The sequence below is a fragment of the Mycobacterium sp. SMC-11 genome (genome assembly GCF_046250095.1).
Classification (GTDB): domain Bacteria; phylum Actinomycetota; class Actinomycetes; order Mycobacteriales; family Mycobacteriaceae; genus Mycobacterium; species Mycobacterium heraklionense_A.
Genome location: NZ_CP176430.1, coordinates 4,054,287 through 4,078,435 on the forward strand (window position 1 = coordinate 4,054,287; position 24,149 = coordinate 4,078,435).

General features: G+C 66.1%; 25 protein-coding genes and 1 tRNA gene. 13 read left to right on the forward strand and 13 right to left on the reverse strand.

The annotated features are described in order from the left end of the window. Positions 1-430: 430 nt before the first annotated feature. The 5 genes from ACKY0X_RS19235 to ACKY0X_RS19255 are packed head-to-tail and all read right to left on the reverse strand — an operon-like array spanning position 431 to position 4,852. Positions 431-1,306 (reverse strand): SDR family NAD(P)-dependent oxidoreductase, encoded by an 876-nt coding sequence (locus ACKY0X_RS19235; protein WP_409427327.1) that lies wholly within the window; start codon positions 1,304-1,306, stop codon positions 431-433. Beyond that, a complete protein-coding gene (locus ACKY0X_RS19240; protein WP_409427328.1) occupies positions 1,303-1,728 on the reverse strand; it encodes a carboxymuconolactone decarboxylase family protein in 426 nt (141 codons plus the stop codon). The genes ACKY0X_RS19235 and ACKY0X_RS19240 overlap by 4 nt, the downstream gene beginning before the upstream one ends. Before the next feature lie 10 nt (positions 1,729-1,738). Beyond that, on the reverse strand, positions 1,739-2,602 hold the full coding sequence (locus ACKY0X_RS19245) for an NAD(P)-dependent oxidoreductase (RefSeq protein ID WP_409427329.1): 864 nt from the start codon (positions 2,600-2,602) through the stop codon (positions 1,739-1,741). Further along, complete coding sequence (locus tag ACKY0X_RS19250; protein WP_065041098.1) at positions 2,599-3,351, reverse strand: SDR family oxidoreductase; 753 nt, start codon at positions 3,349-3,351, stop codon at positions 2,599-2,601. The genes ACKY0X_RS19245 and ACKY0X_RS19250 overlap by 4 nt, the downstream gene beginning before the upstream one ends. A 31-nt stretch (positions 3,352-3,382) precedes the next feature. Then, positions 3,383-4,852 carry an aldehyde dehydrogenase gene (locus ACKY0X_RS19255; protein WP_409427330.1) on the reverse strand — a complete coding sequence of 490 codons (1,470 nt, stop codon included), beginning with the start codon at positions 4,850-4,852 and terminating at the stop codon, positions 3,383-3,385. Positions 4,853-5,035: 183 nt separating this feature from the next. Here ACKY0X_RS19255 and ACKY0X_RS19260 point away from each other — a divergent pair, with 183 nt between their 5' ends. The 10 genes from ACKY0X_RS19260 to ACKY0X_RS19305 all read left to right on the forward strand — a co-directional run bounded on the left by ACKY0X_RS19260 (position 5,036) and on the right by ACKY0X_RS19305 (position 14,405). Further along, a complete protein-coding gene (locus ACKY0X_RS19260; RefSeq protein ID WP_409427331.1) occupies positions 5,036-5,674 on the forward strand; it encodes a TetR family transcriptional regulator in 639 nt (212 codons plus the stop codon). Further along, entirely contained in the window at positions 5,671-6,897 is a 1,227-nt protein-coding gene (locus ACKY0X_RS19265; protein WP_409427332.1) for a cytochrome P450, read from the forward strand. Before ACKY0X_RS19260 ends, ACKY0X_RS19265 begins: the two co-directional genes overlap by 4 nt. Then, on the forward strand, positions 6,898-7,725 hold the full coding sequence (locus tag ACKY0X_RS19270) for an SDR family oxidoreductase (protein ID WP_409427333.1): 828 nt from the start codon (positions 6,898-6,900) through the stop codon (positions 7,723-7,725). Further along, a complete protein-coding gene (locus ACKY0X_RS19275) occupies positions 7,722-9,143 on the forward strand; it encodes a cytochrome P450 (RefSeq protein ID WP_409427334.1) in 1,422 nt (473 codons plus the stop codon). The genes ACKY0X_RS19270 and ACKY0X_RS19275 overlap by 4 nt, the downstream gene beginning before the upstream one ends. 19 nt (positions 9,144-9,162) lie before the next feature. Then, positions 9,163-9,372 (forward strand): ferredoxin, encoded by a 210-nt coding sequence (locus ACKY0X_RS19280; RefSeq protein WP_046284264.1) that lies wholly within the window; start codon positions 9,163-9,165, stop codon positions 9,370-9,372. Between the two features lie 3 nt (positions 9,373-9,375). After that, positions 9,376-9,921, forward strand: coding sequence for a nuclear transport factor 2 family protein (locus ACKY0X_RS19285; RefSeq protein ID WP_409427335.1), 546 nt, complete (start codon positions 9,376-9,378; stop codon positions 9,919-9,921). A gap of 25 nt (positions 9,922-9,946) precedes the next feature. After that, positions 9,947-11,029: a diacylglycerol kinase gene (locus tag ACKY0X_RS19290; RefSeq protein WP_409427336.1), complete on the forward strand. Its 1,083-nt coding sequence runs from the start codon at positions 9,947-9,949 to the stop codon at positions 11,027-11,029. Between the two features lie 46 nt (positions 11,030-11,075). Next, the gene (locus ACKY0X_RS19295) at positions 11,076-11,816 is read left to right on the forward strand and encodes a glucose 1-dehydrogenase (RefSeq protein WP_409427337.1); all 741 of its coding nucleotides are present in this window, start codon (positions 11,076-11,078) and stop codon (positions 11,814-11,816) included. Between the two features lie 68 nt (positions 11,817-11,884). Then, the gene (locus ACKY0X_RS19300; protein ID WP_409427338.1) at positions 11,885-13,135 is read left to right on the forward strand and encodes a cytochrome P450; all 1,251 of its coding nucleotides are present in this window, start codon (positions 11,885-11,887) and stop codon (positions 13,133-13,135) included. Between the two features lie 142 nt (positions 13,136-13,277). Then, positions 13,278-14,405, forward strand: a complete 1,128-nt coding sequence (locus tag ACKY0X_RS19305; RefSeq protein WP_409427339.1) for an NDMA-dependent alcohol dehydrogenase — start codon at positions 13,278-13,280, stop codon at positions 14,403-14,405. 127 nt (positions 14,406-14,532) lie between these two features. Here ACKY0X_RS19305 and ACKY0X_RS19310 read toward each other — a convergent pair whose 3' ends face one another. Beyond that, positions 14,533-15,063: a YceI family protein gene (locus tag ACKY0X_RS19310; protein WP_409427340.1), complete on the reverse strand. Its 531-nt coding sequence runs from the start codon at positions 15,061-15,063 to the stop codon at positions 14,533-14,535. 121 nt (positions 15,064-15,184) lie between these two features. Between ACKY0X_RS19310 and ACKY0X_RS19315 the strand changes: the two genes are divergently transcribed. After that, positions 15,185-15,589 carry an HIT family protein gene (locus ACKY0X_RS19315; protein WP_409427341.1) on the forward strand — a complete coding sequence of 135 codons (405 nt, stop codon included), beginning with the start codon at positions 15,185-15,187 and terminating at the stop codon, positions 15,587-15,589. Between the two features lie 3 nt (positions 15,590-15,592). Here the strand turns inward: ACKY0X_RS19315 and ACKY0X_RS19320 are convergent, their stop codons facing one another. Both ACKY0X_RS19320 and ACKY0X_RS19325 read right to left on the reverse strand, forming a co-directional pair. Beyond that, complete coding sequence (locus ACKY0X_RS19320) at positions 15,593-17,056, reverse strand: sensor histidine kinase (RefSeq protein WP_409427342.1); 1,464 nt, start codon at positions 17,054-17,056, stop codon at positions 15,593-15,595. A 63-nt stretch (positions 17,057-17,119) separates the two neighbouring features. Continuing rightward, the gene (locus tag ACKY0X_RS19325; RefSeq protein WP_409427343.1) at positions 17,120-17,839 is read right to left on the reverse strand and encodes a response regulator transcription factor; all 720 of its coding nucleotides are present in this window, start codon (positions 17,837-17,839) and stop codon (positions 17,120-17,122) included. A gap of 108 nt (positions 17,840-17,947) precedes the next feature. Between ACKY0X_RS19325 and ACKY0X_RS19330 the strand changes: the two genes are divergently transcribed. Further along, positions 17,948-18,691 (forward strand): hypothetical protein, encoded by a 744-nt coding sequence (locus ACKY0X_RS19330; protein WP_409427344.1) that lies wholly within the window; start codon positions 17,948-17,950, stop codon positions 18,689-18,691. 252 nt (positions 18,692-18,943) lie between these two features. Here the strand turns inward: ACKY0X_RS19330 and ACKY0X_RS19335 are convergent. Further along, positions 18,944-19,019: transfer RNA gene (locus ACKY0X_RS19335), tRNA-Thr, on the reverse strand. Positions 19,020-19,308: 289 nt separating this feature from the next. Between ACKY0X_RS19335 and ACKY0X_RS19340 the strand changes: the two genes are divergently transcribed. After that, a complete protein-coding gene (locus ACKY0X_RS19340; protein WP_409427345.1) occupies positions 19,309-20,559 on the forward strand; it encodes a hypothetical protein in 1,251 nt (416 codons plus the stop codon). A 30-nt stretch (positions 20,560-20,589) separates the two neighbouring features. On the opposite strand, the gene ACKY0X_RS19345 is transcribed toward ACKY0X_RS19340, so the two are convergent. The 4 genes from ACKY0X_RS19345 to ACKY0X_RS19360 are packed head-to-tail and all read right to left on the reverse strand — an operon-like array spanning position 20,590 to position 24,023. Continuing rightward, on the reverse strand, positions 20,590-21,450 hold the full coding sequence (locus tag ACKY0X_RS19345; protein ID WP_409427346.1) for an alpha/beta fold hydrolase: 861 nt from the start codon (positions 21,448-21,450) through the stop codon (positions 20,590-20,592). 56 nt (positions 21,451-21,506) lie between these two features. Continuing rightward, positions 21,507-22,265 carry a glucose 1-dehydrogenase gene (locus ACKY0X_RS19350; protein WP_409427347.1) on the reverse strand — a complete coding sequence of 253 codons (759 nt, stop codon included), beginning with the start codon at positions 22,263-22,265 and terminating at the stop codon, positions 21,507-21,509. 4 nt (positions 22,266-22,269) lie between these two features. Beyond that, positions 22,270-23,067, reverse strand: coding sequence for an SDR family NAD(P)-dependent oxidoreductase (locus ACKY0X_RS19355; protein WP_409427348.1), 798 nt, complete (start codon positions 23,065-23,067; stop codon positions 22,270-22,272). After that, the gene (locus tag ACKY0X_RS19360) at positions 23,058-24,023 is read right to left on the reverse strand and encodes an alpha/beta hydrolase (protein WP_409427349.1); all 966 of its coding nucleotides are present in this window, start codon (positions 24,021-24,023) and stop codon (positions 23,058-23,060) included. Before ACKY0X_RS19360 ends, ACKY0X_RS19355 begins: the two co-directional genes overlap by 10 nt. Positions 24,024-24,149: the final 126 nt, after the last annotated feature.

Below are 24,149 nucleotides of genomic sequence, written 5' to 3' on the forward strand. Positions count from 1 at the left end.
GCGTTCAAATCGGAAATGAAGTCCATCACTATGGACTAAAAAAGTGAAATCACTCATAGGCTTACTAACGGAAACGTCAATTTAGCCCAAGGAAAGTGGCCCTGATCCTTCGAAGTCCGACAAATTCGGGCCGTGCCTGAGGCGCCGCGGGTGACCCGGCGGCGACTTTCGTCCACTTGTGCGCCATCTTCGCCACCAGGGGATTCGTCCGGTGTTCCGGCCAAGAAGCGAGGATGAGGCCCGCCAACGTCACCCGACTAGACGCCCGTGCGCCAGCCACACCTGACTTTCAGATCCCGACGGGTCGCGCTTCGCAGCGGACCAGACAACCACGCGTCAGAAGCACCGAACGGTCACCCCCGGTGTGACGACCGACGTAAGCGGCTGAACATCCGTGGCGTCAGCGTTGAGAAGCGACGCCCCTGGCGTGTCAGCGGCTTGCCACCATGGTGTGCAGTTCGTCGACGGTCCAGGGCGAAAAGCGCTGGTGATCGCGGTATCCGAGCACCGCGGGAACCGGCCGCTCGAAGCGGCCCAGGAAGCCTCCCGAAGCCAGGAAAACCGATCCGCTCACTTCGGCGGACAGGTCGCTGGCCAGGTAGGCGTACAGCGGGGCGACGTAATCGGCCGGGGCCGGCTCCAGCGAAGCCTGCATGCTGATCTCATCCAATAGACCCCTGGCGTTCAGGTCGCGGATGTGGTTCTCATAGTCGTCCCCGGTGGACAACCGGGTCTTCGCGCCCGGACAAACGACGTTCGCCCGCACCCCGTGGGGCGCGAGCTCCGCGGCCACCGCCACGGTCAGGCCGTTGATCGCGCCCTTGCCGGCGGGATATCCGGTGCCGCCGTAATCGCCTAGGAATGCCACCGATCCGCTGTTGATGATCGAGCCACGGCGCTGCTCGACCATGATCGGCGCGGCGGCCCGGCAGGTCTGAAAAGCCGTGCCCAAATGTGCGTCGAGCAGGTCCTGGAATTGCTCGGTGGACACCGACAAGATCGAGGAGCCAGGAGGTTCGGCGACGCCGGCGCAGTTGATCAGCACGTCAACGCTGCCGTATTCCTCCCGACAGGCCTGGGTCAGCGCCACGGCGGTCGCCTCGACATGGGCCGCTCCGGACAAGCCGACGGCCCGCCCACCCGATGCGGCGATCGCCTCGGTGGTGTCCTGCACCGCTCCCGGGTCCCGGCCGTTGACCACCACGCCGGCACCGCACGCCGCCAGTAGCTGCGCCACCGCTCGCCCGATGCCGCGGCTGCCGCCGACCACGACGGCTGCCCGTCCGGCGAGCAGGTTTTCGGTCACTTGCCCTTCTGCTTGTCCAGCACGGCTGCGACGTTGGCTTTCTTGTCCTCGCCCTTGCCCTCGGCGGCGGCCTTATTGCGCTTGGCAATCACCTTCTCCACCACGGCGTTCAGCCCGGATCCGCGGGGGAAGCCGACGTAGTGGGTGATGAAGATGGCCATCTCGCGCAGCTCGTCCTCGGTCAGCTCGCCGTTGTGCAGCGCGGCGTTGACCTGGATCTCGGCCAGGTCCTTCTCCCCCACCGCGGTCACCACCGTCAGCGTCATCAGACGCTTATCGCGCATGGAAAGTCCGGGGCGGCTCCAGATCCGGCCGAACAGGTGATCGGCGGTGAGCGCGAAGTACTCGCCCGGCATGTCGGGCATCTCCCAGGCGTAGACCTCGTTCATCTTGGCCAGCCCGGTACGGCGCAGTTCGTCCATCAGATCTCTCCTAGTCTTTGGAGTGCGGCACGCCCAGTCCCGCGGCGAGTTCGGCGAGCGCCACCCGGGCGAGCGGAAGGTCAACCCCGGTGGCCTCTCCCAATCCCAGTGCGAGGCTGAGGTCTTTCTCGCCGAGTCCCCGGGTGTGGGTGAAGGCGTTGTACAGGAAGTGGTCCGCCGGCAGCGGTGCGGTCGAATCCAGCAGCATGATCGCGCCAGGGCCGCTGGTGAGCGCATCGGTGTGGCGCACCACCCGGCCCAGCGCCTGCAGATCGAGTCCGGCCGCCTCGGCCAATTTCATGGCTTCGCCGGCCGCTGCGTAGGCGGTGAACGTCAACATGTTGCGCGCCAGCTTCATTCGAGTACCGGCGCCGGGTTCCCCGGCGTGGATCACCAACGATGCCCACTGCTTGAATGCCGGCTTGATCTGCTCGTAGACCGCGCGATCGGCACCGACCATGGTGGCCAGTTGGCCCTTCTCCGCCGCACCCGCACCACCGCTGACCGGTGCGTCGACGGCGTGAATGCCGTGCGGCTTCAGTTCCTCGGCCAGTTCGGCGGCCGTGGTGTCGGCGATCGTCGAGTGGATCGCAAACACGGTGCCCGGCTTCGCCGCGGGCACCAGTTCGGCGACCACCTGGCGGACCTGGGCGTCGTCGAGGACCGTGATGCTGATGATGTCGGCGTTCGCGCCGACCTCGGCAACGCTGCCGGCGACACTGGCTCCGGCCTCGGCCAGTGGCGTCATTGCCTCGGTCCGCAGGTCGAAAATCGTTACCCCAGCGGGCCACTCGACCAAACGCTTGGCCATCGGCGCACCCATATTGCCGAGGCCGATGTAACCGAGGCGGGGCTGTTCTTCGGGGCTGCTCATGAGCGGATGATCTGTCCGCCGTCGACGTTGAAGATCTGGCCGGTGATCCACGACGCCTGGTCCGACAGCAGGAACAGGCACATCGGGACGAGGTCCTCCGGCGTGCCCATCCGGGCCAGCGGCAGCTGCTGCACCATCTGCTTGACGATGGCCTGCGGGGTGGTGACCCGGTTGGCCTCGGTGTCGATCGGGCCGGGTGCGATCGCGTTGATCCGGATGTTGCGCCAGCCCAGTTCACGGGAGAGCTGTTGGGTCAGGCCGTTGACCCCGACCTTGGCCAGACCGTAGAAGTTCGAGTACACCCATGCCGCGGTGGAGGACTGGTTGACGATCGCGCCGCCGCCCCGCTTGGCCATGTGCTCGTAGACGGCCCGCGTGCAGATCAGTGCGCCGTCCAGATTCACCCGCATGAAGTTCTCGTAGTAGTCCCACGGCACGGTCAGCAGGCCATCGAGCTTCATCCCGCCGAAGATCGCGGCGTTGTTGACCAGGTAGTCGATTCCGCCGAACTCGGCCACGGCCGCATCCGCCATGGCCTGCGCCGATTCCAGGTCGGAGACGTCGACGCGCACCGCGATCGCCTTGCCGCCGTCGGCGAGAATCTGGTCAGCCACGGTCTTCGCGCCGTCGATGTTGATATCGGCGACCACCACCGCGGCACCCTCGGCGGCGAGGGCCTGGGCGTAGGCCTGCCCGATACCGCCGCCGGAGCCGGTGACGATAGCCACCTTGTCGTCGAATTGACCCATCTGCTTGTTCTCCTTGATCCGGTGATTCTCGTTAGTTCGCTGCTGTCGCAATGGCTTTGATTTCCAGGTATTCCTCGAACCCGGCGATGCCCATCTCGCGGCCAATGCCGGACTGCTTGTAGCCACCGAACGGCATGTCCGCGGAGTACCAGACCCCGCCGTTGACGTTGACGGTGCCGGCGCGCAATCGGGCCGCCACCCCCGCCGCCCGCTCGGCGTCGGCGCCGTAGACGGTCGCGGACAACCCGTAGGGCGAGTCGTTGGCGATGCGCACCGCGTCGTCATCGCCGTCATGCGGGATCACGGTGAGCACGGGGCCGAAGATCTCCTCGCGAGCCACCCGCGCCTCGTTGGTCAGCCCAGCGATCACGGTGGGTTCGATGAAGAAGCCGGCGGGCTGATCGGCGGGGCGACCGCCGCCGCAGGCGAACGTGCCGCCCTCGGTGATCGCCAGATCCAGGTAGCTCTGCACCCGGTCACGCTGGCGCGCCGAGATCACCGGGCCGCAGATGGTGCCGGGCTTCGAGGGGTCACCGGCCTTGATCGAGCCCATGGTGCCGGCCGCGATGGCGACCGCCTCGTCGTAGCGAGCCCGGGGCACCACCAGACGCGTGGTGATCGCGCAGCCCTGCCCGGCGTGCAGGCAGACCGAGAATCCGGCCACCGAGCACGCCGCGGCCAGGTCGGCATCGTCGAGCACCAGGAAGGCGGACTTGCCACCCAGCTCCAGGAACACCTTCTTGATGGTGGCAGCGGCGTCGGCCATCACGCTGCGGCCGGTGGCGGTAGATCCGGTGAACGAAACCAAGTCCACCCGTGGGTCTTTGGCGAGCGTGGCACCCAGCGCGTGGTCGGTCGAAGTGACGATGTTGACCACGCCCGGCGGAATGTCGGTCTTCTCTGCGATCAGCTCTCCGAGCACCGCGGCGACCCAGGGAGTGTCGGGTGCGGGTTTGAGTACGACGGTGTTGCCGGCGGCCAGCGCCGGGCCCAGCTTGGCCAGGTTGATCTGATGTGGGAAGTTCCACGGGGTGATGGCGCCGACGACGCCCACCGCCTCCCGCACCACCGAGCGTCGCGTGGGGATGCCCATCGGCGCAGCCTGGCCGAGATCCTGTGTCCACTCGTAGTTTTCGGCGGTGTCCGCGGCGAAGCTGAGGTCGTTGATCGGCCCTTCCAACTGTGCGCCCGCGGTCAGCATCCGGGGCGCGCCCACGTCGGCGATCGTCAGATCGCGAAGCTCCTCGACATGGTCGAGCATCGCGTCACGCAACTGACGTACGCAGCGCACCCGCAGTTCGGTGTTGGTCGACCAGTCGGTCTCGTCGAATGCCCGCCGGGCCGCGCCGATCGCGCGATCCATGTCGGCGGCGTCGGCATTGGCCGCCTCACCAAGCACCTCTTCGGTGGCCGGGTTGACGGTGGCGAAGCCGCCGGCTCCGCCCGAGGTCAGCTTGCCGTCGATAAGCAGCCGGCTCATGCCGTCAGCCAGTAGCGCCATCAGTCACTCCCGCAGCTTGGTCGCAGTCCCCCGTGAAGAAACACCGCGAAAAATGGACACATGTCCGTTATCACCGGCTCGAACCCTAGACCCAGAGTTGGTAACCCCGCAACCCTCTTGGCCTGAAACCGTTATTTCCCAGGGGACTTGCCTAACAAATCGACCTTCAGCTACGTTGGACAGGTGTCCAGCGAATCGGTGGCGGCAGTCACATCGACGAACGCTGCCTTTCCCGACCCCGCGACTCCCGGCGCCACACCCGCTCCCCGGAACCGGCGCCAGGAGGAGACCTTCCGCAAGGTACTGAGCGCGGGCGTCGAGATGCTGCGGGAGAAGTCGTATGCAGACCTGACCGTGCGCGCCGTCGCTGCCCGCGCCAAGGTTGCCCCGGCCACCGCCTACACCTACTTCTCTTCCAAGAACCATCTGATCGCCGAGGTGTACCTGGACCTGGTACGTCAGGTGCCGTACTTCACCGACGTCAACGAGCCGATGCCAAGTCGGGTCAACCAGGCGCTGCGGCACCTGGCACTGGTGGTCGCCGACGAGCCCGAGGTCGCGGCGGCCTGCACGGCAGCACTGCTCAGCGGCAACAGCGACCCAGCGGTCCGCACGGTGCGCGACCGGATCGGCGCGGAGATCCACCGCCGCATCATCTCGGCGTTCGGCCCGGACGCGGACCCCCAGAAGGTCTCTGCCCTGGAGATGACCTTCTTCGGCGCTCTGGTCAACGCCGGCAGCGGCGCCTTCACCTACCACCAGATCACCGATCGGCTGGCCTACGTCGTCAGCCTGATCCTCGAATCAGGAGCACCACGATGAGCCTGCAAACGCAGACTTCCAAGCCACCGGTCCTCAACCCCTACGACTACGACTTCCACGAGGACCCGTTCCCCTACTATCGGCGGCTGCGCGACGAGGCCCCGGTGTACCGCAACGAAGAGCTCGACTTCTGGGCGATCTCGCGTCACCAGGACGTGCTGCACGGGTTCCGCAACAGCGAAGCGCTGTCCAACCGGGACGGGGTATCGCTGGACCCGGTCTCCCGCGGCCCCCACGCGCAGCTGGTGATGTCGTTCTTGGCGATGGACGATCCTCAGCACCTGCGGCTTCGCACCCTGGTGTCCAAGGGCTTCACCCCGCGCCGGATCCGCGAGCTCGAACCCCAGGTAGTTCGGCTGGCACGCCAGCATCTGGACAACGCGATCCAACCCGGCTCCGACGGCACCTGCTCGTTCGACTTCATCAATGACTTCGCCGGCAAGCTGCCGATGGACGTCATCTCCGAGCTGATGGGTGTGCCGGAGGCCGACCGGGCCCGGATCCGGGAACTTGCCGACGGGGTGCTGCACCGCGAGGACGGGGTGACCGATGTCCCGCAGTCGGCGATCCAGGCATCGATGGATCTGATGACCTACTACAACGAGATGATCGCCGACTTCAAGAAGAATCCGGCCGACAACTTGACCTCAGCCCTGCTGGAGACCGAGGTCGACGGCGACCGGCTTGGCGACCAGGAGATCCTGGCGTTCTTGTTCTTGATGGTGATCGCCGGCAACGAGACCACCACCAAGCTGCTCGGCAGCTCCGTCTATTGGGGCCACCGCAACCGCGACCAGCTGACGTCGGTGTTCGCCGACCGGTCTCGGATCCCGCTATGGGTCGAGGAGACACTGCGCTACGACACCCCGAGCCAGATCCTGGCCCGCACCGTCGCGGAGGACTACACGCTGCACGGCACCACCATTCCGGCCGACTCGGTGGTGTTGTTGTTGCCCGGTTCCGGAAACCGTGACGAGCGGGTCTTCGACGACCCCGACGCCTTCCGGATCGGACGCGACATCGGCTCCAAGCTGCTTAGTTTCGGCAGCGGCGCCCACTTCTGCCTCGGCGCACACCTGGCCCGAATGGAGGCCCGGGTGGCGCTCGACGAACTTTTCAGCCGGATCAGCGACTACCAGGTCGACGAGGCCAACGCCGTGCGGGTGCATTCGTCCAACGTGCGCGGCTTCGCCGATCTCCCCATCACCGTCAAGGAGGCATAAATGCCACGTTTCGACCCATCCCCGGACCGACGGCCCGCCATCGTCACGGGCGCATCCTCGGGTATCGGCGCCGCCACCGCAGAAGAGTTGGCGCGCCGCGGATTCCCAGTCGCCCTCGGCGCCCGACGGACCGACAAACTGGCCGACCTGGTCAGCAAGATCCGCGACAACGGCGGTGAGGCGGTCGCGTTCAACCTGGACGTCACCGACGCAGACTCCGTCAAATCCTTTGTGGCGCAGAGCATCGATGCGCTGGGTGAGATCGAGTTGCTGGTCTCCGGCGCCGGCGACATGTTCCCCGGACGCATTCATGAGCTGCCCACCGAGGCGTTCAACGATCAGATTCAGGTACATCTGATCGGCGCCAACCGGCTGGCCACCGCGGTGTTGCCGGATATGGTCGCCCGCCAGCGCGGCGACGTGATCTTCGTCGGTTCCGATGTGGCATTGCAGCAGCGTCCGCACATGGGCGCCTACGGCGCGGCCAAGGCCGCACTGGTGGCGATGGTGAAGAACCTGCGGATGGAGTTGGAGGGCACCGGAGTACGCGCTTCCATCGTCCACCCGGGTCCGACCCTGACCGAGATGGGCTGGAAGCTGTCGGCCGAGCAGGTGGGGCCGATGCTCGAGGACTGGGCCAAGTGGGGCCAGGCTCGGCACAGCTACTTCCTTCGCCCACAAGACCTGGCTCGCGCCATCGCGTTCGTCGCCGAAACTCCGCGCGGTGCACACGTCGTCGACATGGAGGTGCAGCCCGAGGCCCCGCTGCGCGACACCGCCTCCGATCGCCAGAACCTGCAACTGGGCGAGGAAGGAATGCCGTCATGACCCGCGACATCGACGATGCCGCCGGCGGAGCTAGCGGAGCCGGCGGAGGAGGAGTGGCGCCATCGACGCTGACCACCGAGGTTCCCCGGGTCTCCGGGGGCGAAGCCGAACACGGCCACCTCGAAGAGTTCCGCACCGATCCGATCGCGTTGATGCAGCGCGTGCGGGACGAATGCGGCGACGTGGGCTGGTTCGACCTGGCCGGCCGCAAGGTGGTGCTGCTGACCGGCGCCGAAGCCAACGAGTTCTTCTTCCGCTCCACCGACGACGAACTCGACCAGGCCGCGGCCTACCCGTTCATGACACCGATCTTCGGCAACGGCGTGGTGTTCGACGCTCCGCCGGAGCGACGCGCGGAGATGTTGCACAACACCGCACTTCGCGGCGAGCACATGAAGCGTCACGCGAGCACCATCGAGCACGAAGTACGCCAGATGATCGCCGACTGGGGCGACGAGGGTGAAATCGACCTGCTGGAGTTCTTCGCCGAGCTGACCATCTACACCTCGACCGCGTGCCTCATCGGGCGGAAGTTCCGCGAAGAACTCGACAACCGGTTCGCCCAGCTGTACTACGAACTGGAGAACGGCACCGACCCGCTGTGCTATGTCGACCCGTACCTGCCGATCGAGAGCTTCCGTCGCCGTGACGAGGCCCGCGTCAAGCTGGTCGAACTGGTGCAGGGCATCATGAACGGCCGACTGGCCAACCCGGAGTCGGATAAGAAGCGCCGGGACATGATCGACGTCATGGTGTCGATCCCGGACGAAAACGGCAACCCGCGGTTCTCCGCCGACGAGATCACCGGGATCATCATCTCGATGATGTTCGCCGGGCATCACACCAGCTCGGGGACCAGCGCCTGGACGTTGATCGAGATGCTGCGCCACCCCGAGGCGCACGCCACGGTGATCAAGGAACTGGACGATCTCTACGCCGACGGCGGCGAGGTGAGTTTCCATGCGCTGCGCCAGATCCCGAATCTGGAGAACGTGCTCAAAGAGACCCTGCGCATGCATCCTCCGCTGATCATCTTGATGCGGGTGGCCAAGGGTGAGTTCGAGGTCTGCGGCTACCCGATCCACGAAGGCGACATGGTGGCGGCTTCACCGGCAGTCTCCAACCGGATCCCCGAGAACTTCCCCGAGCCCAACGACTTCGTGCCGGAACGCTACAACGAACCGCGCGAGGAGGACGTCATTCACCGCTGGACGTGGATCCCGTTCGGGGCCGGCCGGCACCGCTGCGTGGGGGCGGCCTTCGCCACCATGCAGATCAAGGCGATCTTCTCGGTTCTTCTGCGCGAGTACGAGTTCGAGATGTCGCAGCCGCCGGAGACCTACCGCAACGACCATTCCAAGATGGTGGTGCAACTGGCCCGCCCGGCCAAGGTGCGCTACCGCCGGCGCAGCAAGTAGAAGTCGAGGGAGCGCTGAAATGGGTAGCTACACAGTGAAGGTGGACCTGGACCTGTGCCAGGGCCACGCGATGTGCGAACTGGAGGCGCCCGACTACTTCCAGGTGCCCAAACACGGCAAGGTTGAGATTCTCGACTCCGAACCACCCGACTCCGACCGCCGCCAGATCCAGGCAGCCGTACGGTCTTGTCCCACCCGAGCTTTGTCCATTGAAGAGAAACAGGATTGAACTATGCCCTCTTTTTCCCGCGAACAGCTCGACGACTGGGTCGAACGCTGGCTGCAGGCCAACCGCGACGCCGAAGCGGCCGGCGACTGGCGGCCACTGGCCGACTTCTACTCCGATGACGCCACCTACGGCTGGAATATCGGCCCCAAAGAGGACGTCATGTGCGTCGGGATCGACGAGATCCGCGACATCGCCCTGGGTCTGGAGATGGAGGGGCTGGACAACTGGCAGTACCCCTACCAAAAGGTGCTCATCGACGACAAGCAGGGCGAGATCGTCGGCTTCTGGAAGCAGGTCGCGACAGACGCCGACGGTGCCGAGTCGGAGATCTACGGCATCGGCGGCAGCTGGTTTCGCCTCAACGCCGACGCGAAGATCGAATGGCAGCGTGACTTCTTCGACTTCGGTCACGTCCAGAAGCTCTACCTGGACCTGATGACAGCCGGAAAGCTCTCCAGCGGAATGCAGAAGCGCATCGAGCGCAGCCTTGCCGGCGAGAAGCTGCCCGGCTACTACCCGCTGGGAACAGCTCCGGTTCCGCTCTGGTAGAACACCACTCACTCCAGGAAAACTCGTGGCCATACGCGTCGCCCTGATCGGCACCGGCAACGCCGGGCGCATCGCTTTGCGCGGGCTGATCACCAATCCCGCCTACGAGCTCACCGGAGTGTGGGTCTCGGCCGCAGCCAAGGCGGGCAAGGATGCCGGCGAGCTCGCCGGTCTCGACGTCCGCACCGGCATCACCGCTACCGACGACTTCGAGACGATCATCGGGGCCAAGCCCGAGGCCGCGGTCTACTGCGCGATGGGTGACACCCGGCTGCCCGACGCTCTCAAGGACGTCTGCCGGCTGTTGGCCGCCGGCATCAACGTCATCGGTACCGCCCCGGGGGTGCTGCAATACCCCTGGGGCGTCATCCCGGACAAGTTCATCGCACCCATCGAAGACGCGGCTCGACAGGGCAATTCAAGCGTCTATGTCAACGGTGTCGATCCCGGCTTCGTTACCGACATGGTGCCGCTGGCCTTCGCCAGCACGTGCCAACGCATTGAGCAGATCCGCTGCCTGGAGATCGCCGATTACGCGACCTACGACGGCGCCGAGGTCATGTTCGACGTGATGGGCTTCGGCAATTCGCTCGACAACGTGCCGATGCTGCTGCAGCCGGGCATCTTGAGCATCGCGTGGGGCGCGACAATCCGCGAGCTGGCTGCCGGGCTGGGCGTGACCCTGGACGCCATCACCGACTCATCGGAGCGCGAGCCGGCGCCCGAGGCCTTCGATATCGCCGCCGGACACATCCCCAAAGGCGGTGTCGCCGCACTCAAGTTCGAGATCAACGGCATCGTCGACGGCAAGCCGCTGATCGTGGTCGAGCACGTCACCCGGCTGCGCAGCGACCTGCGGCCGGACTGGGCGCAGCCGGCACAGCCGGGCGGCTCCTACCGGGTGGAGATCACCGGCGAACCGTCCTACACCGTCGACATCTGCCCCACCAGCGGGCACGGCGATCACAACTACGCCGCGATCGCGGTCGGCGTTGGTCGCGTGGTCAACGCGATTCCGGCCGTCGTCGCCGCACCGGCCGGCATCGTGACCACCCTCGACCTGCCCTTGGTCGGCGCGCCCGCGGTTATCGCGGGAACCGACGACTGAGACACCGAAGACAACCACCAGCACTGGACTGAAAGGCGGAATGCGCATGGGGCGTGTAGACGGCAAGGTAGCCCTGATCAGCGGGGGTGCGCGCGGTATGGGCGCCGCCGACGCCCGGATGTTGGTCGAAGAGGGCGCCAAAGTGGTCATCGGCGATGTGCTGGACGAAGAGGGCGCGGCGCTCGCGGCAGAAATCGGTGACGCCGCCCGCTATGTGCATCTCGACGTTCGGGACCCCGAACAGTGGGCCGCCGCGGTGAGCGTCGCGGTCGAGACGTTCGGGAAGCTGAACGTGTTGGTCAACAACGCCGGGACCGTCGCACTGGGGCCGCTGCGCAAGTTCGATCTGGAACAGTGGCACAACGTCATTGACGTCAATCTCAACGGCACATTCCTGGGGATGCGGGCATCCATCGATTCGATGATCGCCGCCGGTGGCGGTTCCATCATCAATGTGTCCTCGATCGAGGGTCTGCGCGGGGCACCGATGGTGCACCCCTACGTGGCCTCGAAATGGGCGGTGCGTGGACTGACCAAGTCCGCCGCCCTCGAACTGGCCCGCCACAACATTCGGGTCAACTCGCTGCACCCCGGTTTCATCCGCACTCCGATGACCGAGCATCTGCCCGAGGACATGGTGACCATTCCGCTGGGGCGGCCGGGCACCTCCGACGAGGTCGCCACCTTCGTGCTGTTCTTGGCCAGCGACGAGTCTTCCTACGCCACAGGTTCGGAGTTCGTCATGGACGGCGGTCTGGTCACCGATGTTCCGCACAAAAATGGTTGACACTCGGTCATACACCTAGCCATCATGTGTATGCCCGAGCGAGGTTCATGCTCCAGTGACAACCAAAGGTGTTCGTCTTGACATCAACACAATCAGCTTGTCCGTTCGGTTCGGGTTTCGATTTCACCGACCCGGACGTCCTGCTCAACGGCATGCCGATCACCCAGTTCGCCGAGCTGCGCAAGACCGCGCCGATCTGGTGGAACGAACAGCCGTCGCACAGCAACATCTTCGATGACGGCGGCTATTGGGTCATCAGCAAACATCAACACATCAAAGAGATCTCACGCGACAACGACGTGTGGTCGACCAACGCCAAGGGCGCCGTCATGCGCCTGCCCGACGGCATCTCCGCCGATCAGTTGGATCTGACCAAGGCGTTGTTGATCAACCATGACCCGCCCGAGCACACCCGACTGCGCAAGCTGGTGTCACGACTGTTCACGCCCCGCGCCGTGAGTGCGCTGGAGGAGAAGCTGGCGCAATCAGCACGCGACATCGTCGCTGCGGCGGCCGAGAAGGACAGCGGCAATTTCGTCGACGACATCGCGATGCAACTGCCGCTGTTGGCGATCGCCGATCTGCTCGGGGTTCCCGAGGCCGATCGGGAAAAGCTGTTTCATTGGACCAACTCGATCATGAACACCGACGACCCGGATTTCGACTCCGATCCGGCGATGGCCAACGCCGAGTTGATGGGCTACGCCTACACCATGGCCGAGGAGCGGCGCCGCTGCCCGGCCGACGACATCGTCACCCGGCTGGTCCAAGCCGACATCGACGGCGAATCGCTCGGCGAGACCGAGTTCGCGTTCTTCGTCATCCTGCTGGCGGTGGCGGGCAACGAGACCACCCGCAACGCCATGACGCACGGCATCAACGCGTTCGCGGAAAACCCCGATCAGTGGGAGCTCTACAAACGGCAGCGGCCGGAGACCGCCGTCGACGAGATCGTGCGCTGGGCTACCCCGGTGCACTGCTTCCAGCGCACCGCCAAGGTCGACACCGAACTGGGCGGGGTGGCCATCGGCAAAGGGCAGCGGGTCGGGTTGTTCTACAGCTCAGCCAACTACGACGAAGAGGTCTTCGACCGGCCGTTCAGCTTCGACATCCTGCGCGACCCCAACCCGCACCTGGCGTTCGGCGGGCAGGGCACCCACTACTGCATCGGTGCCAACCTGGCGCGGATGGAGATCCGGCTGATCTTCGACGAAATCGCCGACCAGCTCCCGGATATCACGAGAATGGCGCAGCCCCGCCGACTGCGTTCCGGCTGGATCAACGGCGTCAAAGATCTACAGGTCGCCTACCACGGCTAGGCCGTCTGCAGCGCGACTCGACGGTGCAGAACAAAGGCTTTGAAGGGGTTCGAACGAACCTTCCCGCCGCCCGCAAGTGGGTTATAGGCTCCGAGCAGGGACTGCCGGACGTCCGGAAATTCAAAAGGAAAGCAGGTTCGCGGTGAAGACAAAGGGTGCGTTGCTCTGGGAGTTCAACAAGCCGTGGTCGGTCGAGGAGATCGAGATCGGTGAGCCCCAGAAAGACGAGGTCAAGATTCAGATGGAGGCGGCCGGCATGTGCCACTCCGACCACCACCTGATGACCGGCAGCATCCCCATGGCCGGCTTCCCGGTCCTCGGCGGGCACGAGGGCGCCGGCATCGTCACCGAGGTCGGCCCCGGGGTGGAAGACATCGCCCCCGGCGACCACGTGGTGCTGTCCTTCATTCCGTCCTGTGGCAGCTGTCCGACCTGTCAGTCCGGATTGCGCAACCTGTGCGACCTGGGCGCCGGACTGCTCAACGGCGTGGCGGTCAGCGACGGCACCTTCCGCGTCACCGCGCGCGGCGAGGGCGTCTACCCGATGACGCTGCTGGGCACCTTCTCGCCGTGGATGGTGGTGCACAAATCCTCGGTGGTCAAGATCGACCCGTCGATTCCGTTCGAGGTGGCCTGCCTGGTCGGCTGCGGCGTCACCACCGGCTACGGGTCGGCTGTACGCAGCGCCGACATCCGCCCGGGTGAGGATGTCGCGATCGTCGGTGTCGGCGGGGTCGGCATGTCGGCACTGCAGGGCGCGGTCAACGCCGGTGCCCGCAACATCTTCGTCATCGACCCGGTGGACTGGAAGCGTGACCAGGCGCTGAAGTTCGGCGCCACCCACGTCTACCCCGACATCTTCGCCGCGATGGGCGGCATGATGGAGGTCACCTACGGGGTGATGGCCCGCAAGGTGATCGTCACCGTCGGCGAGGTGCACGGCGCCGACGTCGACAACTACATGGTCTTGACCGCCAAGGGCGGTACCTGCGTGCTCACCGCAATGGGTTCCATGATGGACAACCAGGTCACGCTCAATCTGGCGATGCTGACGCTGCTGCAGAAGAACCTGCAGGGCACCATCTTTGGCGGCGGAAACCCGCAGTACGACATCCCGCAGCTGCTGTCCATGTATAAGGTCGGCAAGCTGAACCTCGATGACATGGTGACCCGCCAGTACAAGCTGGAGCAGATCAACGAGGGCTACCAGGACATGCTGGACGGCAAGAACATTCGCGGCATCATCCGCTACACCGACGCCGATCGCTAGCGCGGCGGAGCCGGGCGCAGCGGGTCGGCGTTAGGGCCCGAGCGGATCGCTGAACCACCAGTTGACTCTGCGCTGAGGGCGAAGAAGTGCGAGAAGCACCCGCCCTCAGCGCAGAGTCAACGAAGAGTTAGGCCGGCCGGAAGACCAGGCTGGCCTTGAGCCTGGTCCGGTTGCCGACCATGCCCAGAAAGTTGCCTTCCACCGCGAACTGCTTGCGGGTGACGATCGCCTCGGTGGTCAACCGGACCCCACCGTCGTCGAGCGGGGTCACCTCGACTTCCAGTGGCAACGGCCCGGTGATGCCCTTGACGGTCAGTTCGGCGTCCAGTCGGGCGACATCGCCGCCGGCCGGCTCCCCACCGGTGACCACGACGGTGATGTCGGGGTAATGGTCAGTGTTGAAGAAGTTCGATCGGCGCAGGTCGTGATCGCGGGTGCCCAGTCCGGTGTTGATCGAGGCGGCCTTGATATCGACCCTGCCCGTCACCGTCTTGTCGGCCTTGATCTCGCCGCTGCCGCTGAATTCGGTAAACGCGCCCCGGACCTTCAGCGCGCCCCACATGGTTCCGTTCTGGAAGCGGACACTTGATTGCCCGGGATCCAGAATCCAGGCTCCCACTGCCTTAGGACTGCTGAGAAAGGTTGCGACAGATGACATCTCATCTCCTCTACCTCTGGCGTGGCAAGCTCGCACTACGGGTATTCAGGGGTATCAGCTCGTCCTCGATAATACGCAGCAGCGGCCGCTTAATCTGGCAGTCGGCGCATATGCTGATCCCATGACCACCGTGTTCACCAAAATCATCAACCGGGAGCTACCGGGCCGCTTCGTCTACGAGGACGACGACGTCGTCGCCTTCTTGACCATCGAGCCGATGACCCAGGGCCACACGCTGGTGGTGCCCCGCGCCGAGATCGACGGGTGGCAGAACATTGACAACGCGGCGCTCAACAAGGTGATGGCGGTGGCGCAGAAGATCGGCAAGGCGGTGTGCCGAGCGTTCGACACCGAGCGGGCCGGCATGATCATCGCCGGCCTAGAAGTTCCTCACCTGCATGTCCATGTCTTTCCGACCCGCAGCCTGTCCGATTTCGGTTTCGCCGGCGTGGATCGCCATCCGTCAGCGGAATCGCTCGACGAGGCGCAGGCCAAGATCAAGGCGGCGCTGGCCGAACTGGACTGAGACTCAGACGATCTCAGCGGGTAACTCGGCCGCGCGGGCCGAGGTGTCGGCAAGACGTGGCAGCGACACCCGGAACGTGCAGCCCTGGCCCGGCGGAGAGCTGACCGTCACCGAGCCGTGGTGCGCCCGGGTCAGCGAGTCGACGATCGACAGCCCCAACCCGGTGCCGCCGCTGGCCCGCGCCCGCGATGAGTCGGTCCGGAAGAACCGTTCGAAGACCCGCTCCACATCCTGCTCGCTCATCCCGGGCCCCTGGTCGATGACCTCGAGGATGGCGTCGGCACCCTCGGTACCGACCCGCACGGTGATCGCGGTCCCGTCCGGAGTGTGCTGCAGGGCATTGGAGACCAGGTTGCTCAACACCTGCCGCAGCCGCGCTTCGTCACCGAGCACCTCCGGGGTTCCGGGGCCGTCGAAGACCTCGAGTTCGACGGTCCGATTCGGTGCGATGGCCCGGGCATCGTGGACCGCGTCGGTGGCCAACACCAACAGGTCGACCCAATGGCGCTCCAGCGGACGCTGAGCATCGGTTCTGGCCAGCAGCAGCAGGTCCTCGACGAGCAGGCCCATCCGGCGGGCTTCGCTTTCGATGCGCGACATCAGCAGTTCCACATCGCGGGCCGCGCCCTGCCGGTACAGCTCGGCGAAACCGCGAATCGTGGTCAGCGGGGTGCGCAGTTCGTGGCTGGCATCGGTGATGAACCGCCGCATCCGTTCCTCGGAGATACGCGCGCTCTCCGCCGAGTTCGCCGAGGAGGCCACGGCCTCCTGGATCTGCGCCAGCATGCCGTTGAGTGCCAACGTGAGGCGTCCGACTTCGGTACGCGGATCACGCTCGGGCACACGGCTGTCCAACTGACCGGCAGCGATCGCGGCCGCGGTCCGTTCGACCTCGGCCAGCGGCCGTAGGCTGCGGTTGACCACCACATAACCGGCGGCGCCCAGCACCAACAACACCCCGACGCCGATCGTCACCCGCCACCAGGCCAAGTAGCGCAGCGTGGCCCGGGGATCGGATAGATCCCTGGCCACGGTGATCAGCCTGCCGTTCTCGCCGTGCACCGACAACGCCCGCCACTGCACGCCCGACCCGTCGACGGAGCCGATCGTGATCGGCACCGACCCCACGTCGTTGTCCGGCGGCAGCAACGGCTCGGCGTTCTGGTCGTTGACGACGGTCCAGATGCTGCCGTCGGGGTCGACGTCGCGGACATAAAAGCTCGTCGGCGGCCGGCCGGGATTGGGATCTTCTCCCTCCCTCGACGGCAGCCGCCCGCGCTGTTCCAGCGCCCAGCCGTGGGCGGCGTCGATGAGCGTGGCGTCGATCCTGCCGATCAACCGGTGCCGCAAGATCGTGGTCACGGCATACCCCTGCGCCAGCAACCCGATGGCCACCATCGCCAGGGTGGCAGCGACCAGGCTGACTTTCAGCGGCAAGATGTCCCGAAGGGGTTTGACCGTCCCCATATGTTTCGACCTATAACCCGTTTCCGGCCCTCACCGGCCACAGTTGTTCGTCGCGGCTCGCGCTCATCGCGGCTCGCGCAGCACATAACCGACCCCACGCAGCGTGTGCAGCAGGCGCTTCTCGCCGGTGTCGATCTTGCGCCGTAGGTAGGAGACGTAAGACTCCACCACGTTGACGTCACCGCCGAAGTCATAGCGCCAGACGTGGTCCAGAATCTTCGGCTTGCTCAACACCGTGCCGGCATTGATCACAAAGTAGCGCAACAGCGTGAACTCGGTGGGCGACAACGAGACCGGCTGCCCGGCCTTCCACACTTCGTGGGTGTCCTCGTCGAGTTCGATGTCGGCGAACGTGAGCCGGGAGTTGCGCGGCTCCTGGGCGCCCTTGCCGGCCCGGCGCAGGATGACCCGCAGCCGCGCCACCACCTCCTCCAGGCTGAACGGCTTTGTCACGTAGTCGTCGCCGCCGAGGGTCAACCCGGTGATCTTGTCCTGCAGCGAGTCCCGCGCGGTCAAGAACAGGGCCGGGGCGTCGATGCCGTCGGCGCGTAGCCGGCGCAGCACCCCGAATCCATCCATGCCCGGCATCATCACGTCGAGGATCACCGCGTCCGGCCGAATCTCGCGTGCGCGGTCCAGCGCGGCCGGTCCGCTGGAGGCCGTGTAGACCTCGAAACCCTGGAATTTCAGACTGACCGACAGCAGCTCCACAATGTTGGTCTCGTCATCGACGACCAACACGCGGGCCTCCGGTGCAGCGTCGTGCGCGGCTGTTGCTCCCATAGCGTCAATTCCCTCGCGGTCCGGTGAAAACCACCTGGATATCGGCTGTATGTTTACTGTCAATCAAACTAGCCGATACCCGCTCCCAATGCCCCCTAGACTGGCCTGGTGAGCCTGGTCAAACAGCTTATTGCCGTGTCCACCGCCCCGGCGCGCATCGGCTTGTCGATCGCCGATGCCAGTCTCGGCGTCGCCACGACGGCGCTCGGATTTGCCCGCCAGGCCCTCGGCGATGCCGGAAAGCAGGGCGCCAACAACTCGATGGCACACATGCTGGGCCTGGACGACACCATCGCCCGGGCCAACCGGCTGGCCAAGTTGATGGACGACGACGCGCCGCTGGGGCGTGCGCTGGCGCCGGGCGGGCCGGCCGATCGGCTGCTGGCGCCCGGCGGCCTGGTCGACCAACTGACCGGACCGGGCGGAGTGATCGACCGGCTCACCGCCGAGGGTGGCGGGCTGCAGCGGGCCCTGCAACCCGGCGGTCTGGTGGATCAACTGACCGACGAAGACGGGCTGATCGAACGACTACTGGCCGAAGACGGCTTGGCCGATCGACTGCTGGCCGAAGGCGGGCTGATCGACAAGCTGACCGCCCGCAACGGGCCCCTGGAGCAGCTCGCCGGTGTCGCCGACACCTTGAGCCGGCTGGCCCCCGGCATGGAGGCCCTGGAGCCGGCGATCGAGACCCTGCAGGAGGCGGTGATCGCGCTGACCATGGTGGTCAACCCGCTGAGCAACATCGCCGAACGGATCCCGCTGCTGCCTCGCCGATCCAGCCGGCGTTCGTCGACCCGGACGGTGCGCTCCCAACGGGTGATCGACCACGACCCGACCGAATCAGAGAATTGAGCCCGCCGGCGACAGCCCGCTACGACCCGACTTAGGAGGCAGGAGCCCTCGATACGACAGGCCATCGGCGTACCGCTGTCGCCGGCGTCGAGCCAGGCTTCCAAGGGCTGGCGTCTGCGGTGTGACTGTTGACATGCATTGCTACAGAACACCCTTAGCCGACGGCCTTCAAAATCGACGCCGCACCCAAGACAGGTCACCGTCATGAGACGGACGCTATCCAACAGTACCGACAAGAACGGCGTCACCGAATGGAGCCGCGTGAGAGACTCGAACTCTCGACATCCGCTTTACAAGAGCGACGCTCTACCAACTGAGCTAACGCGGCCGGGGACGGCTCAACGAGCCATGGCGATTGTACGACGGGGTGATGCCGCCCGATCCGCCCGCTCCCACCGGTCTACCTTGCCCCGCCGGTAAGCACCCGGACGCAGCAATCAGGCGTCGTTGCCCGGTCCGTTTCGCCCGACATGGACGCCTGGCACAGCAAACGCGCGGACCCTTTACGCGCTGAGTCCCCGAAATTCCATTTGACGTTTCCTGCGCTTTTTCTTACTAAACCCCGTATAGGCTCTCAGGCTGCAGGCAGTTCATTCGACTTTGGGGGAAGAAGAACCATGCAGCTGACGCTCAACCCGTTCATCACCGGCACCGTCGCGATCACCAGCGCCGCCCTCGTCGCCGTCGCACCCGCAGCGCCACAACTGGAGATCCTCCAGAACCGGCCGGTCGAACTCACCGCGGTCGCCTCGTCCGCCGCCGCCACCAACTTGGGATTCATCGTCATCGACGACGGCACCGTCGGGCTGTTCCCCCTCGGCCCGATGGCCGACATGCTCGGTCTGGGGAACGTCACGCTGGCGCAGATCGTCAATTTCCTGGGCATGGGCGATGACCAGCTGAGCGAGTTGCTCCCCGGCCTGGTCAACGGCCTCGGACTGGGCCACACCACGGTAGGAACGCTGGTCACCGGTCTCGGACTGTCCGACGTCGGGCTGGCCGGTCTGCTCAACGGACTGGTCGACGGGCTCGGCTTGGACAGCGTCACGCTCGGCGGTCTGGTCGACGGCCTGGGCCTGGGCGGTCAGAACGTCGGCGCCCTGGCCCTCGGCCTGGTCGACGGTTTGGGTCTGGGCGGTGTCACCCTGGACCAGTTGGTGAGCGGCCTGGGCTTCGGCGACATGGAGCTGAAAGACCTGGCGCCGATCCTCACCGCCTTGGGCTCCGCCGTGCCGGGCCTGAACCACGTCACGTTCGGTGACGTGGTGAGCGGGCTGGGCATGAGCAACGTTCAACTGAGCACGATCCTCACCGACCTCGGCGGAAACGCCATCTTCCTCAACACCTTGCTGGGGTGGGTCGGGGTGATCCCGGGCCTCAACAACATCACCACCCTGGGCGGTCTACTGGAACTCGCCGGACTCACCAATGCCGCGGTCTTCCCCGGCGTGGTGAATCTGCTGACCGACCCCGCCGCCGGTGTCGGCGGCATCAGCCTCAGCAGCGCACTCGATGTCCTGGGGCTGGACGGCGTCACCCTGAACCAGCTGCTGCCCACGCTCCCGCTGAACATGTCCGTCGCCGGCCTGCTGGGCGGACTAGGCCTGGACGACACCACCCTCGGCGACTTGCTCGGTTCCGGCCTGATCCCGTCGGCTGCCACGGTGGGCGGCCTGGTCGATTCGCTGGGCCTGTCGAGCACCACCCTCGATTCCCTGATCGCCGGGCTCACCGGCTCAGGACTGAGCCTGCTCAACGACAGCCTGAACGACCTGCTCAGCAACGTCGGCGTCGACGATGCCACCATCGATGACCTGCTCACCGGGCTCGGCCTCTACGACCACGCCCTGTTCAGCTTCAGCTTCTAAACGCCAGCTGCGCGGGCCACGTTAACCGCGTCAGTCGCGGGTCAGGTATTCCAGCACCACGCGGGTGAAGGCGTCCTTGGCCTCGATCATGGTCCAGTGCCCGCAGTTGGGGAACACGTGCACTTCGGCGTCGGGAATGGTCCGCATCGGGATCAGCGCCATGTCCAGCGGGCTGACCCGGTCGTCGCGGCCCCAGGTGACCAGCGTCGGCGTCTTGAGCCGGTGCATCATCGCCCACGGCAGCGGCCCCTTGGACGCCTGCATCATCTTCACCATGTTGGTGAAGGCTTCCTTGCCGTACATCCGTCGGGCGCTGGCCAGGGTGTCGGGGTCGGTGGCCAATGCCCACCGCTCCTCGATCAGCTCTTCGGTGACCACCGAGGGGTCGTAGACCATCGAGTGCAGCCAGCGCACCAGCGCGTCGCGGCTGGGGTTGTCGACGAAGTCCTGCAGCAACCGGATGCCCTCGGCCGGTCCCGGGCTGAGCAGGTTGGTGCCGATGCCGCCGATGGTCACCAGCTTGCCCACCTTGTCGGGGTTGCCGATCGCGTAGCCGATGCCGACGCCGCCGCCCATCGAGTTGCCCACGATGCTGAACTGGTCCAGACCCAGCGCTTCGACGAAGGCCGGCACCGCACCGAATGCGGTCACCATGGGATGCCCGCCGAAGTCGTCGCTGACCCCGAAGCCGGGGAACTCCAGCACCAGGCAGCGGAAGTGCTCGGCGAATGCCGGCAGCACCCCGCGGTAGTTGCGCCATCCGGTCACGCCCGGCCCCGAGCCGTGCAGCAGCAGCAGCGTCGGCCCGTCACCGGCTTCGTGGTAGCGCAGCACCCCTTGCTCAGTGGTGACCTCGCGCAGGGTCTCGTCGTGGCTCAACTCGGCCGGCATGTGTCTCCTCAAAGGTCCCGAAAGTCTTTAGACACGCTAACGCCGGGGCCCGCCGGTCACGGTGTCGGGGTCGGGATCTTGCCCGCGCTCGCCCCGCCGTCGACTGCCAGTTCGGCTCCGGTCACATACGCCGAGGCATCCGAAGCCAAGAAGGCGACCACATCGGCGACTTCGGAGGGCAGCCCGATGCGGGTCAGCGGCGCTGCCGGGTGCCGCCCCGGCCCGGGCCGGACGCCCAAGTGCGCGACCATCGGGGTGTCGATCATGCCGGGGTGTACCGAGTTGACTCGAATCCCGCAGGGCCCCAATTCGATTGCCGCGACCTTCGTCATGCCGCGCAGCCCCCACTTCGACGCCCCGTAGGCGCTGTATCCGGCGAGACCCTGTAGCCCCGCTTGCGATGACACATTGATCACCGACCCGCCGCCGCTGGCCTGCATCGGCTCCACCACCGCCTTGATGCCCAGAAACGCCCCAATGAGGTTGACCCGTAGCATCGCGTTGAAACCCGCGGCGGACTGCTCGACAAGCGGAATCGACTGGCAGATCGCGGCATTGTTGACCAACACGTCGAGGCGCCCGAACTCGCTGACCGCAGTCTCGACCACGGTCTGCCACCCGGTCTCGTCGCCGACGTCGTGACGCACGAACCGGGCCCCGAGTTCGGTAGCGAGGCACTCCCCTTCGTCGGCCAGCACATCGGTGAGCACCACGTGAGCGCCGAGCTCGGTGAACAACCGGGCCTCAGCGGCGCCCTGCCCGCGTGCCGCTCCGGTGATGATGGCGACCTTGCCGGTCAGATCCACACCCGCCATCTCCTCACACCGTCTTCACATCGAGGCCGGTGATCAGCACTTCGCTGAGCCGGCGGGGCAATTCGGTGAGCGCCGCGGTCACCACGATCTGGCGGGGCAGGTTCACATACTTGCGGCGCCGCTCGACGGCATCGGCGACCGCGTTGCCCACGAACACCGGGTCGAGTGCTTCCCGCGGCTGCATCCGCCACCGCTCGAAGCGCTCGATCACCCGACGTGTCGGGCCGAACTCACGGATGTTGTCGATCATGTCGGTCTTGACCGATCCGAGCTGAACCAGCGTGGTGCCGACCGGCGTCCCGCGCAGTTCCTGGCGCAGCCCGTGGGTGAACTGGCTCAGACCGGCCTTCGAGGTGCCGTAGAGGGTGAGGCCCGGGGTGATGCTCAGTGCGCCCATCGACGACACGTTGACGATGTGGCCCCGACCGCGAGACACCAACCGCGGCATGACCGAGCGGCTCAGCTCCATCGGCGCCGCCAAGTTGACCTGCAGCACTTCTCGCACCGACTGCGCCGAGGTGTCCGGCAGCAAACCGACGTGATCCAGACCGGCATTGTTGATCAGCACATCCACCGGCCCGTCGGCTTCCACCCGGTCGATCAAGGTCTCCACGGCCGCGGGGTCAGAAAGGTCGGTCGGGTAGGGCTTGCCGTCGAGCTCCTTGGCCAGGATCTCCAGCGCCGCACCATCGCGCGCCACCAGCGCGACATCGGCGCCGCGCTCGGCCACCACCTGGGCGATGCTCCTGCCCAGGCCACGGCTGGCGCCGGTGATCAAGACCCGAGCGTTCCTCAGTTGCATGGTGATCCTTCCGGTAAGGCCGCGCGGAGCACCGCGCAGACGTCGTCGCTGGCTTGGGCGGCGAAGGGCAGATGGTCCGCCAGATTGAAGAAGCCGTGGAAACCCTGTTCGTAGCGCGTGACGCTGGCGGCCACGCCGGCGTCCTGAAGCCGCTGGGCGTACTCCTCGCCCTCCGCACACAGCGGGTCCAACGCGCCGGTGACGACGTGGGCCGGCGGCAGGCCGGTGAAGTCGCCGAGGATCGGTGAGGCCAGCACATCGGTCCGGTCGCCCTCGCGACCCAGGTACTGCTCGGTGAACCACTGCATGTGCGCCGCCGTCAGCGTCCCGTTGGGGGCCGGCCGGGCACCGGACGCCGACGCCTGCTTGCGCCGCTGGTCGACGACGGGATAGATGAGCACCTGGAACGCGATCGCCGGCCCACCTCGGTCGCGAGCGAGCATGGCCACCACCGCAGCGAGGTTGCCTCCGGCACTGTCGCCGGCCACTACCAACCGCGCCGGATCGCCACCGAGCTCGGAGAGGTGGGCCGCCACCCACTGGGTGGCCGCCCAGGCGTCATCGATCGCGGCCGGGAACGGCGCTTCGGGAGCCAGCCGGTAATCGACCGACACCACGATCGCCCCCGCGCCGTTGGCCAGCCGGCGGCAGCAGGAGTCGTGCGAATCGAGGTCGCACAGTACGAAGCCGCCGCCGTGGAAATAGACCAGCACCGGCAGCCTCTCCCGAGGAGTGCCCGGCACGAGCGGGAAGTAGATGCGCACCTGAATCGGGCCGGCGGGGCCGGGAATGTGGCGCTCATCGACCCAGCCCACCGGGACGGGCCTGGCCGGTCGCCGGCTCGCTTTCAGGCTCGCCCGCACCTGGACCGCGTTGCCGTCACCGGCCGCGATGGATGCGAAAGCCGCGCTCATCCGGTCGGCCAGCTCGGTCTGCATCGAGGCGATATCGCTCACGCAGCGCAACGTAGAACGGCGCCGCACCCCGGCGAATCCCGATGTCTCATTGGCCGAGACAACGTGTCGGCCCCGGCACACGGCAGGCATAGAAGTGAACCGGACCACATCACGGGCGAGAGCGAC